The organism is Pseudoalteromonas sp. NCIMB 1079, from assembly GCF_040567695.1.
Lineage (GTDB): Bacteria > Pseudomonadota > Gammaproteobacteria > Enterobacterales > Alteromonadaceae > Pseudoalteromonas > Pseudoalteromonas distincta.
The window spans coordinates 56885-69189 of the sequence record NZ_JBEWZA010000002.1; the positions used below are offsets into that span (position 1 = coordinate 56885).

Here is a 12305-nt window from a genome sequence, read left to right on the forward strand (position 1 = left end):
AAGGCTTTTTGCACTTTGCGTACCTAAAGTAGTACGATGTGAGAATATTTTAATAACATCAAAGGATTGGCGGTTATGAAAAAGCGACTTCTCGGACTTATAATTATAGCGGCTTTGGCAGTATATCTATTTAAAACCCAGCCTAACACAGCCGCTGTAGAGCAGACCAACGTGGCTGCACCAAATGCCACTGAGCCTAATTTAGTTAATAAAAAGCAGCCCGTAGAAGGCACACCGCTAAGAATAGTCACAGATCTAAAAAAAGATATTCGCCTTTGTAGAGATCAATCACAGCAACAACATATAAAAATAAATAATTTAAACCAATCGCTTGTTTCATTTTTTGTGAGTGAGCTTAAAAAAGGGACGTCGGTCCCCACGCTTTTAAAGTATGCAACCCTATCAGGAATCTATAAGCGTCAATATATTGCCTTTTTAAGAGATGCCATAGTTGCTGAGCAAAAGCAGCAGCTTAGTATTACTAGCTCTTTAGACGAATTAGCTAATTGGCAAGGCATTGAGGCAATTAAAGGCTTCACCAATGAAAAAGTAAAAGAAATGATTCAACAGCTTGGAGATAATAAGCATAGCCCTCCAGGACTTACTCTAAGTGTACCCCTTGATGAAAATGTACAAAAAGAAACCCTTTATGCTTTATTAAACAACACTGATACATTTACCACTTACTCTAAAACGTTTATTAAACTTGAGGGCAGTGAAGTTATTTCCCCGGCGACATTGTTTGTGCTTAATGCAAATAAATTTACGCCAAAAGAGTTTGAGCAGGCAATTTCATCTAACCAATTTACAGTTAATGAGTTAGCTACTGCAATTAAAAACAACATTCCTAATGAATATATTTTTGCACTTATGAAGCAGGTGCCTACACTGGATGCTATGCCGTTGTACGAAGAAAATTCTGTTTTGTATAACATGGCTGATATTGCCGTAAGCCAGTTTAATTTACCGCTTGTAAAAGCACTACAACAACTAGGCGTAACACCAACCAATCGGCCTGGCTTATTTACTGGTTTAGATGTTGCAATAGTAAACCTGCCTAGAAGTGGTAACTTAACGCCAGCCCCTTTAGATGCAAAGCATACTCAAATGTTGGACTACCTCACAGAGCAGGGCTATAAAGCTCATAGCGGCAATGCTAATGACGACCTAAATGGCAAAGGCGTTTCTTTTGTAAGTGATTTTATTTACCAGCAAGGCGCCTATATTAATGGGCAGGAAAACCCTGAGCAATATGCTTACTTTAGCCCTATTGGTAAAATAGACAACGCCACATTGCCACAAGTGAGTGAGCCCGATGATTCTGAAATATCTCAATTTTTACAAGAAATACAACTTAAAAAAGAAGAACTAAATTCATACTCAAGCAATTGTAGTCAACTACCAAAGAAGCTATTTGCAGCCCAAAAGCTCATACAAGATAGAGACGCTTACGCAAAAGTTCGCGAAATTGAAAAAGAATATGGCAGCAACTTTGAAGACGTATTACAAGATATAGACCCTGTTTTAGTTAATTATTGGTGGAACACTCTTGCCGGTCGTACCTCTTCAGATAGAAGCGATAATGTATTTCGTGAGTATTTAGCTAAAAAAGAATTTCAAAAAGCACTTGAATACAGCCAAACAACTCCACTAAACCAAACAGAAACAAACGTGCTATTTATTAGGTTACTTGAAAATCCATATGACTTAGTTCCTATTTGGAATAGCCGAACACTACCCGTCCCTCCAAAGGATTTGGTTAGACTAAGCTGGTTTCCACTAAAAAAATGGCAAGAACTTGCACAACTTGGTTTTGATTTTTCGATTACCGATATACGTGGACGCGACGTTTATATACAAGCTGCATCATCTTCTGTCGAAGTAGTCCAATTTCTAATTGATAATAAAATACCGACTGTTCCCAGTAAACTTGGCGTAGATATACTCGACTTAGCGCTAGAACAAAGCTACACCCAAGGTGAGTTGAGCCCAATGGTCCCTTTAGCGTTGCAGCTTGTAGAAAAATTTGAACCAAACCACTTTTCTCGCGTTGCCCGATTAAAAACATTTTATCCTGAAGTTTATCAGCAGTTAGTACAACTTAACCCTGCACTAAAACCCGCTGAGGGCACAGAGCTAAATCACTATATTTTTAATAATCACTGATCTACATAACAGGCGAGCCATTACTTGATGAATATTGTCTTTAATTTTTAACATTGTCTGTGTAGAGTATTTAAAACAACTAAGGAAATTGGGTTATGACGGGTAAAACGCTAATTTTTAACTTTGACGGCACAGGAAACGAACCCCGTGATGCAGAGCAATTTAGCTCTGATCATTTTAAAGAAGACTCTAATATTACCAACATTCTAAAACTGCATTTACTACTTGGCGGTAAATTAGAAGACTCCCCCGTTACTCCATTTGCTAATCAACTCAGTTTTTATTATCAAGGTATTGGCACTAAAGGCAGCCGCCTTAAACGTATTTTAAACCAAACCTTAGCACCTCGTGGTGACGACGTAGCCAGTATTTTAAATCAAGCATTAAGCGACTTTAAAGCTCACTACCTAATAGGCGATACCATACTGCTAACGGGTTTTAGCCGAGGCGGTGCACTTGCTAGGCGTTTTGCCAAAATCCTAGAGCCTTTAATTGCTGATAATGTTTACGTATGTGTGTTTGATACCGTCGCCTCTATTGGCTTATCAAAAGTAAGTAAAGCCACACGCGGCGCAGAGCACGTTATTTTTGAAAACCACACCATTGCCAACAACATTACTCACGCGCTGCACTGCGTAGCCCTTGACGAAAAACGCCGCGCCTTTGAACCCACACTCATGAACCATCAAAGCAATATTACCGAGCTATGGTTTGCAGGTGCGCATTCAGACATTGGCGGCGGTTACTACCGCGATGGCCTAGCCGATATTTGCTTGCGCTATGCACTTGAGTGGTTAATAGAACAACCGCTTAATATTTCGTTACTCACTAGCCACGATATAGATTACGAAACCCTACTCCCCGATAGCAACTTAGTAGCACAAGATGACGTAACCGTAACGCCCGATCCGCTCGCATTAAGCCATCAACAAAATTACTTTTGGTTTAACCCATTTTTTAAATTAGTAGATAGGCAGTGTTATGTATTAATTGATGACGAAGCCAGCAACCTTGAGCCTTTAGTGCACTACAGCGTAGCCGAACGTATTAATAAGCTAACCAGTTATCGCCCTGAATCGCTTAAAAAACTGCATTACAAAATTAGCTACAACGACAACACCACGCTCAGTTTTATTGGTTTAAGCCAACATATAGAACTGGCTAATCAAAACATGAGTGTGCTGAGCATTAACCAAAGCCAAGATGTAATGGTATTTGCCTCTGAGCAATACAACGCAACCGGGCTCATGCTAGAGCAAGGCGCTACGTACCGCTTTACCCCATATCCAAATCAATACTGGTTTGACGATGGCATAAAGTGCACGCCATTAGGCTGGAACCGCGATAACGTACAACTTGGTGTAAAAGAAATCCCCATGGCTGTGCTTGAACCATTTAGACGATTCCCTCGTGCACAATGGTTTTCACTTATTGGCGCTATAAATAAAAACGACGACCACCTTTTTGAAATAGCCAACGGCGCCGATATTAAAATGGATAAATCTGGCGAGTTTTGCTCATTTGCAAACGACTTAAGCCGCTTTTATGGCGCTAATGCCGGAAAAATAAAAGTGAAAGTAACGTGGTTGGAATAAGAGGAAACCGAGGCTTTTAAATTGTAGGCTGGAATTTACATCGCGCTTTGGCTTTATAAAAACATTAAGCGAGGTATAAAACCTCACCTACAATAATTCAAACACCACACTCAACAAACCCGTAGGTGCGATTTTACATCGCGCTTTGGCATTATAAAAAACACCATGCGAGGTATAAAACCTCACCTACAATAATTCAAACACCACAAAGCCCGCCTAAACTCCTGTAGGCGCAAAGCTTGCTCGCGCGAAAAGCGAAGCTTTTAAATTAAATAAAACAAATATCAGTTTTAATGTTCACTATAAAACTGATAGGTTATTATTACTGTTTTTATCAATGGTTACTTTTTCGTGGCAAATGAAGTTATACAAAAAATAATTGAGTATTTACATCAAAACACCGACATTGATGTAGTTTGGCTATATGGCTCCCATGCAAAAGGGACAGCTCAGCCTCATAGTGACATTGACTTAGCCATAGCATTTAAAAACTTTGATCTGGAATCGTTCGATAAGCGCCTTAGGCCAAAAGAGCTTGAGCTTGAAATAAGTAATGCACTTAATCTTAACGAACAACTTATTTCGATTGTTGATATAAATATTATTCCAAGTTATTTAGCTTTCAACGTTATTGAATATGGAAAAATAATTATAAGCAATAATAGTGTTAGAGCGATGAAAGAGCAGCAGCGTATATATAGCCAGTTCGAATTTGAAACCATAGCGAGTAAACATGACTGATACCGGAATTACACTTTATTTAAGTGAAGTAACACGCCATATTGACGAATATATGCAAGAACTCGACGAACTCAGTCAAATCGATTCACTTAATAGTAGAGACTACCGAGCTGCAGAGCGATTACTACAGTTAATGACCGAGGTGTGTATTGGTTTATCAAAGCATTGGCTAAAGCAGCACAAAAGTAGTACCAGTAGCAACGCCTATCAAACATTTAGCGAACTTACTAATTTGGGCTTTTTGAGCGAGGCAGAACTACTGTCATGGCGTAAAATTATAGGCTTACGAAATGCTCTTGTTCACGATTACTTAACTATTGACCAAAGTATCGTTAAAACAATCATTAAAAAGCAACACTACACAACTATGCACGCATTTAGTATTAAAGCGATTACAGAGCTAAACAAAGATTCATAGATAAAACCTCACCTACAATAATTAAACCACTGCACTGAACAAAACCGTAGGTGCGATTTTACATCGCGCTTTGCTCTTATAAAAACACCCGCGAGGTATAAAACCTCCCCTACAACAATTCAAATACCTATTCGCCTCACACAGTGAGGCGAATAGGTATTTGAATTGCCTCATTAGGCAATTTTGTAACGTGTACTACGCCCACCTGCGGCGGTTTTTGTTAAAAATCCAAGCGTTTGCAAGTCCGATAAATGGCGTGTTGCGGTTGCACGGCTAACCTTAGCTACCTTTTGATACTGACTAGCACTAATACCCTGTTCAAATTGGCCATCAAGTAACTTATTAAGCACTTTTACTTGCTGCTCACCTAGCTTTGTTTGATCTTTACTTGCCCAGTAATTGGTTTTAAAAATTGTTTGCTCAATATTATTAAGCGTGTGGTGTATCGCATTATTAAGCGTACATAAAAACCATTTAACCCACTTTGTAATACAAAGATCTCCACGTTGAGTGGCTTCAAGCACCTCGTAGTAGCTCTTTCTGTCTTCTAAAATAGCCACCGACATAGCGTAAAATCGAATTGACTCAGCATGTTCTTGCGCTAATGCCAGGTCGGTTATAAGGCGTGTAATACGCCCATTACCATCCTCAAGTGGATATATTGTTACAAACCATAAATGTGCGATAGCTGCCCGAATAAAAGGATCTATTTGAGGTTCGTTTTGCGTTTTGTTAAACCAGTTAAAAAATAGCGAAAGCTCTTTATTTACTCGCTCTTTAGGAGGCGCCGTAAAATGTAATACCGGTTTATCTAAGCGCCCCGATACCACTTGCATTGGCTCGTCACCACGCAATTGCCCGCCCTCAATTTTAGTAAATAAGCTTTGCTCACCTGCAAACAATAAGCGATGCCAATTAAGCACTCGCTCTAAATTAAGCGGTGAGTCTGTGTTATTTATTGCATCAAGCATAATCTCTGCAAGATTATCGCTTTGCACAGTTGTTGGGTAAGGTTGCTCATTAATATTGAGCTTTTTAGCAAGAGAAGAGCGAACCGAAAATGCATTAAGCTTTTCACCCTCAATCGCACTGGAGTGAATAATATTTGCAAGTAAAGTATCAAGGGCTTGCTGCTTTTGTTGAGCACTTTGCACGCCCATACGCCCTACTAATAAACCTTGATTGTATGAAAGATCCCTTAGTAAAGGAGCAAGCGCTGCAGCATCCCACGTAAAGTTTGGCCAGTTTTGCAGTTGCCATATCCACATAGTCTTTAGTCCTAAAGGTAATTAGCTTCAGTCTATGTTATTTATTTGCCTCATACAATGAGGCGAATATAATAGTTAATTGCCTCATTACTTTTAAGCGTTAAACAGAACAATAATTCATTTTTCAATGGTAAAAACAATCCATTTATAAGCGAGGTATAAAACCTCACCTACATTAATGTAAACACCACTCTTAACAAAAGCGTAGGTGCGATTTCATATCGTGCTTTGGCTTTTAAATAAGGCCAAGCTCAACACCTGTAGGCGCGAAGCTTGTTCGCGCGAAAAGCGAAGCTTTTAAATTGTAAGCCGGAATTTATCTCTCGCTTTTAATTTTAATTTGCAAATATCGCGTTGATACTGACAACCAAAATATGAATTACTTACTCAAAATGCATGTATTTATTTTCTAATGTTTAAATAAATGCATCCATATTTGGTATTTGTATTATTTGCTCACTCAGCTTATTTGCAGCTTTATTAATTATTTTTATGCACAAATCAATGTGTGCTAATTCAGCAGTAGACAAGTTATTTTTAACAGCAGAAACTTTAGCAGTATCAATTGCGGCTAATACAGAGTCAACGGTTTGACTCATAAGTAGTTGCATCCGTGGTAGTGAAATAGCAAATTCATCAGCAAGATCAGCTAACATGTAAGCTGTAATCTCATTAGTAAAATTGCCTGCACTTTGCGAATTATGCTCACCCACTGACATAGCATAACACCTTGATATTTTGGGCTGTAAATAGCCCATATCACGGTCAATGCTTCCCTGCTCAATAATAGCCTCTATATTTACCAAGTCGTAAAACGGCGTAAGCTCTAAACCATTTTTGCCAACAAAAAAACTAATGTTTTTGCCATGAGCATCGTAATTACGTACTAAAATATTAAATGTCATCCAACGAATAAGCTGAGCCTCATACGCTTGTACATTCGTTGTTTTAACATTAAATAGTTTTGCAAAAGAAACGCCATCTCTAATATAAATACCATCCCCATCATCACCATGCTGACGCTCATATTTATAAGAAGGAGGTAAATTAGTGGCTTGGCAACCATCAATAATATGACGACGTAATACACGGCTTTGATCTTGTGTAACGCGCCTATCAAAACGATCTATTACAAATACTCTTACATCTGCGTAAGTACGCAACTCAACATGGGGAACATTGAGCCCCGACTCTTTTGCCAAAAGCATGGTAAAAAGTTCATTTACTGCAATGAAAGGCGCGGTACCTGTTTCAAATTTAAAAATTTTATTAGAGCATAGCTCCCCTTCACCAAATCCTAATTTACTATCGATTTCGAGTAGGTTTAGTTTGTCTTGAACGCCAGCAACAGAGAGCCGAGTTCGGCCATCCCAATGAGTAATTGACTCTCCAACTTGTACAAAGCGTTTAAGTTTTTGGCTTAGCTCATCATTAGTTACTTCACGAAAAGATGTTTGCTTTAAAGTACTGTTACTTGCTCTAAACGACAAAGCGCCTGACGTTTCCTCGCCAATTACTTTAATCAAACCAAACGTATTATTTTTAGAGATAGTAGTACTACTTATAATTTCATCAAGACCTTTGCCCTCGGGTAATAAGTTTTGTAAATAATTACGCACATCACGTGAGTCAAAATCACCATTGAGCGGTAAGTGTGGTGAAATAGCAAAACCCTTATTAATCCACTCAGGCTCATAGGTAAATGCAATTTCATTTTCAGAGCCTATATCAAGAGTTATCGCACCTATCTTCTGCGTATGCCCAATAAATACATCTAAGCTATTTTTTTTAATACCACTGCTCATCGCTCACCTCATCCTTGTTATTGTGGTGCGACTCGTCATCACTGACAAGGCTAAACGACAGCCCCAAGTATTCCATCACTTTGAGTACATTAAAAAACTGCACATTCACATCACCTTTTTCTATTTTTATCAGCGTAGGCTTTGAAATATTAAGTGCTTGCGATACATCAACCAGTGTAAGCTTCATGCCAGTTCGCTTTGAAGTAATCGCTTTAGCGAGCCGCACCGACGAAAACGGCTTTGATAGATCAGGCATTTCAGTGCGTTTAACAACTCTTCCAAGTGTTTTTTTTGCTGGTAATTCACTCATTAAAGGTCAACTATAGTTTACTTATACAATTTATTTTAGGGTAGCCCACCCAAAAGTCAAATATAACTTACTTTTAAGTTTGAGCGTATATTTACTTCCTATAAGTAAATCCCAATTTACTTATAGGCAGTAAAATAAAACACAACCCCATAAGTAAAACATAAATTACTTATGGAAAGTTAATGACATTTTGAGCTTAATAGCCAAGCTAAACACCTGTAGGCGCGAAGCTTGCTGGCGCGAAAAGCGAAGCTTTTAAATTTTTACCTTATTTAAAATATATGCGCTTTTAAAGGCTTTTTTAACCTCTGAGAATATTCACGATTAAGATTAGGAAATTGCTTATACATCATCGTTTTTAATTGCCTTTCATATAGCTTATTACAGAGGAATTCTTGCTCAGCAAGCATTATATTCTTAAGTAACGCTCTCCCTGCTTGAGTATCCATTAAAAAGTAAATTGCAGCCCAGCTGCTTGCATACAACTTACTGATGTCACCTTTTTTCCATGAGTCATCCAAACCCACTAACGAATCAATCGAAAATACACTTTTAGTAATATTGTTATTTTTCGTCCATGAACTATTCGACTCAACAATAGCTGTTTGCATATTATTTTTAGTAAGCTCAAAGTATTCAGCAAACCCCTCATTAAACCATCTCGGGGTGTAACCTAAAACTGCTTTATTAATGGCGTGCACTGCTTCATGTACCGCAGTTCGCATTGCACTGTGTGCATTATCATAATGAATAAAAGCAGAATTACTCGCGTGAAAATACATACCAGCAGTATTTGTAGGGTCAGCACTGCGTTGCTTTATTGCGGCCTCATAAGCGCGGCGCGTAGGCAATACCGTTAAATTAAGCTTTACCTTTTTATGTGCATGCACGCCAATAATCTGCCCGTATACTTTAAATACAGTAATGAGTTTTATGCGTAACTCTTGGTTAAATGACGAAGGTAAATTAGGCGTATTTAAAGTGAGATCAAAGTAATCTAACGGTTCAATAAAACCAGTATCGTAAGTTGCTACCGCAAAATCCGGTTTTTTATCACTAAAATGCGGTACACCGTCACTGTCTGTCCACGTAAATATATCGCCACTTCGTTTATATTTAACCTTACCCAACGACACATCCACGCAGCGAGTATTGTTAGCTTGCGATAAATGGTTATCGGCAGGTACTGATGCGTTTTGTAAAGTTGTTGTGCTTACATTTTTGAGCTGTTTAGTTGCTAACGGTTCAGTAGCTAACTGCGTCGATAAACTATTATAAATTCGTTTAACCTCGCCTATAGGATCGTAATAATTAAATACCCGCCCAGTAAAATGATTAGCAATGAGCGCCGACGCAATTAGCAGCACAAAAAATACAAACACCACGCGCAATTTTGTTTTAAATATCTTTATGGGCGCCCTTGCCACTGTGCTTCAAACAACTCTTTTTGCTTACCCCGATACTCACTACACCATACAAAGTCGGCCGACTCCATCCCTTTTTTACGGCAACGTTTGGGCAATTTATAAAATTTTGACCAAGCATCAAGCTTAGCGGCATCTTTATAGCTATCGCTGTGCAAAGACATGTTTGATACTTTTTGATTGAGTAACCAATTGCTATTAGGCGTACGAGTTGGGGTAGGAGAAGTAGCCTGATAAGCGCTACCACTCTTTTTAGGCTTACTGCAGTGATTAGCAAGTAATGTAAATAGCGCTTTATCGCGTGCAGTTAAACGCTCACCTTCTTTATTACTGTAGCCACTTCTAAATTGAGAGCGAATAGCTTCGCGCTGCTTTTTAATGCTATCGCATTGGGCTTGTGTGTAAGCCTCACCAGCTTGAGGAAAAGTTGTAAATACGCTAATAAATACCAGTAAAATCCATTTAATCATTATTCATTCCCTGAATTAAAACTTTAAAATAGTGTACCTATAAATGTGAAAAAACACATCAACATTACTAATCCAAAAAGCAAAAATTAAAGCTGTGGGTGGGAGTGCATCTTGTGTCTGGTTTTTATAAAGCACCCGCGAGGTATAAAACCTGACCTACAGTAATTAAACCACCGCACTCAACAAAAGCGTAGGTGCGATTTTACATCGCGCTTTCTCTTTAGTAACTAGCTCATTACCTCAATCAACAAGCAAAGCTCACCTAAACACCTGTAGGCGCGAAGCTTGCTCGCGCGAAAAGCGAAGCTTTTAAAATAATTTACAAATATCGCGTTGGCGATGGCAACCAAGGGGCGTACGGTTTTCAAAGTTCACTCTGCTGCAAGTAATTCATCCCTGAAGCTGGGTTCCTGTCAGCATCCATGCTTCCACTTCCTCACGCTGCGAAACTTCGTTTCGGTCACTCGTCACCCACGGCGCCCCGAGGATCACATTATTTCCTCAATTTAAATTAATGATATGAACGTAACCAGCGTAGATAGGCCATCCATGGCCAAGCTACGCTTTTAACAGCATCCATACTGTTAATTACTCATCATTAATTAAATTTCGGATGTGAGCACGGGGGAAATTTTTTAGCAGCGTTCTTAAAATTTGCTGTAGGCGCTCAGCTTGCTCGCGCGAAAAGCGAAGCTTTTAAATTGAATTTACAAATATCGCATTGGCGATGGCAACCAAGGGGCGTACGGTTTTCAAAGTTCACTCTGCTGCAAGTAATTCATCCCTGAAGCTGGGTTCCTGTCAGCATCCATGCTTCCACTTCCTCACGCTGCGAAACTTCGTTTCGGTCACTCGTCACCCACGACGCCCCGAGGATCACACTATTTCCTCAATTTAAATTAATGATATGAACGTAACCATCGTAGATAGGCCATCCTTGGCCAAGCTACGCTTTTAACAGCATCCATGCTGTTAATTACTCATCATTAATTAAATTTCGGATGTGATCACGGGGGGATGTCTTAGCTGTAGCGTTTAAGCTAAATTTGTCGATGGACTTAGAGTTAGGTATATTAAATTTATACATAATTTGAGTAACTTAAATGGCTAACCAAAAACAACAAGGTGAGTGGTTTTCAAGCAAAGAAACGATGAAGCTCTTAAAAATATCAGACTGTGAGTTAATGCATCGTCGGGAACGTGGCGAGCTTAAGTTTGAAAAACGCGGACGTGCGTACTTTTATTATTTTGAAATCAAGGATGAATAAGTGATATTTCACGATTTACTACAAAAAATGCAAGCCAAAGAACAAAAAGTGACTCCTCCCCAAGGCTTTCAAAAATATTTAAGTACCAATAATTTAAAAGCCAATACTGCAGCATCAATATCTATAGATTCGATAAAAAAACTGCCAACAATTTTACGAGATCACAATACAATGGTGCTAAGGCTTGGTTCTCGCTTGGGCGATAATCAAACTTATTTTTCACTTGTAAAATCAAATGATGTAAACGATTTCTTTTTTAATGACCAAGCACTGTTTGGCCAATTACAACCTGAACTATTTTTACCGAACGTATCAATAAGAAGTTTATTTGCATTTCAGCTCCTGCCTAAAGTTACTGAAACCTCCGTTGTTAATCTAGCTATAGCATCAGGGTTAATGGCTGAAGCACTTAACTTAAAAGAAGACAAAACTATAGTAGTGCCAGCAACGGGGCAAAGTACATTCACGTTTAGCTTTAAGCCACTCGCTAACGAAGACGTTATCCTTGAGCATATAAATGGCCAAGTTGAAATCGATGCTGTATTTATTGCTAAGCGAGACGGTAAAGAACACTTATTTGTGATTGAAGCAAAACATGGCGATAAGTTTGATTCACTAGCAAAACACAAATTGCTTTACCCTAGTTTAAGCTTATTACAAAAGCTTCCTTCATCTATGCCCATAGTTCCCGTTTACTTGAGAAGTATAAAAACAAAAAATGGTATCAACTTTTATATTGCTGAGTGTCCTTGCATTGTAAATCAACAAGATGAACTATATAGTTTGGATACATTGAGCCCCTGTAAAGTGCAGGCACTACATTTAGCAAATTATTAAACT

At 38.7% G+C, this 12305-nt stretch carries 11 protein-coding genes; 6 read left to right on the forward strand and 5 right to left on the reverse strand.

The window, feature by feature from the left end:
* Positions 1-75 precede the first annotated feature (75 nt).
* The 4 genes from ABX891_RS17095 to hepT all read left to right on the forward strand — a co-directional run bounded on the left by ABX891_RS17095 (position 76) and on the right by hepT (position 4920).
* The gene (locus ABX891_RS17095) at positions 76-2166 is read left to right on the forward strand and encodes a cupric reductase (RefSeq protein WP_354630184.1); all 2091 of its coding nucleotides are present in this window, start codon (positions 76-78) and stop codon (positions 2164-2166) included.
* Positions 2167-2261: 95 nt separating this feature from the next.
* Positions 2262-3761, forward strand: coding sequence for a phospholipase effector Tle1 domain-containing protein (locus ABX891_RS17100; protein WP_354630185.1), 1500 nt, complete (start codon positions 2262-2264; stop codon positions 3759-3761).
* 351 nt (positions 3762-4112) lie between these two features.
* On the forward strand, positions 4113-4502 hold the full coding sequence (mntA, locus tag ABX891_RS17105) for a type VII toxin-antitoxin system MntA family adenylyltransferase antitoxin (protein WP_002962075.1): 390 nt from the start codon (positions 4113-4115) through the stop codon (positions 4500-4502).
* Positions 4495-4920: a type VII toxin-antitoxin system HepT family RNase toxin gene (gene hepT, locus ABX891_RS17110; protein WP_149603437.1), complete on the forward strand. Its 426-nt coding sequence runs from the start codon at positions 4495-4497 to the stop codon at positions 4918-4920. Before mntA ends, hepT begins: the two co-directional genes overlap by 8 nt.
* A gap of 173 nt (positions 4921-5093) precedes the next feature.
* Here the strand turns inward: hepT and ABX891_RS17115 are convergent, their stop codons facing one another.
* The 5 genes from ABX891_RS17115 to ABX891_RS17135 all read right to left on the reverse strand — a co-directional run bounded on the left by ABX891_RS17115 (position 5094) and on the right by ABX891_RS17135 (position 10197).
* Positions 5094-6188, reverse strand: a complete 1095-nt coding sequence (locus ABX891_RS17115) for a Fic family protein (RefSeq protein WP_354630186.1) — start codon at positions 6186-6188, stop codon at positions 5094-5096.
* A 416-nt stretch (positions 6189-6604) separates the two neighbouring features.
* The gene (locus ABX891_RS17120; protein ID WP_354630187.1) at positions 6605-7993 is read right to left on the reverse strand and encodes a HipA domain-containing protein; all 1389 of its coding nucleotides are present in this window, start codon (positions 7991-7993) and stop codon (positions 6605-6607) included.
* Positions 7977-8303, reverse strand: coding sequence for a helix-turn-helix domain-containing protein (locus ABX891_RS17125; protein WP_029753647.1), 327 nt, complete (start codon positions 8301-8303; stop codon positions 7977-7979). Before ABX891_RS17125 ends, ABX891_RS17120 begins: the two co-directional genes overlap by 17 nt.
* A gap of 272 nt (positions 8304-8575) precedes the next feature.
* On the reverse strand, positions 8576-9709 hold the full coding sequence (locus ABX891_RS17130; RefSeq protein ID WP_502936060.1) for a DUF1570 domain-containing protein: 1134 nt from the start codon (positions 9707-9709) through the stop codon (positions 8576-8578).
* Between the two features lie 2 nt (positions 9710-9711).
* On the reverse strand, positions 9712-10197 hold the full coding sequence (locus tag ABX891_RS17135; RefSeq protein WP_354630189.1) for a hypothetical protein: 486 nt from the start codon (positions 10195-10197) through the stop codon (positions 9712-9714).
* A gap of 1103 nt (positions 10198-11300) precedes the next feature.
* Between ABX891_RS17135 and ABX891_RS17140 the strand changes: the two genes are divergently transcribed.
* Both ABX891_RS17140 and ABX891_RS17145 read left to right on the forward strand, forming a co-directional pair.
* Positions 11301-11465: a hypothetical protein gene (locus ABX891_RS17140; protein WP_197192627.1), complete on the forward strand. Its 165-nt coding sequence runs from the start codon at positions 11301-11303 to the stop codon at positions 11463-11465.
* The gene (locus tag ABX891_RS17145) at positions 11466-12302 is read left to right on the forward strand and encodes a DUF6997 domain-containing protein (protein ID WP_354630190.1); all 837 of its coding nucleotides are present in this window, start codon (positions 11466-11468) and stop codon (positions 12300-12302) included.
* Positions 12303-12305 lie beyond the last annotated feature (3 nt).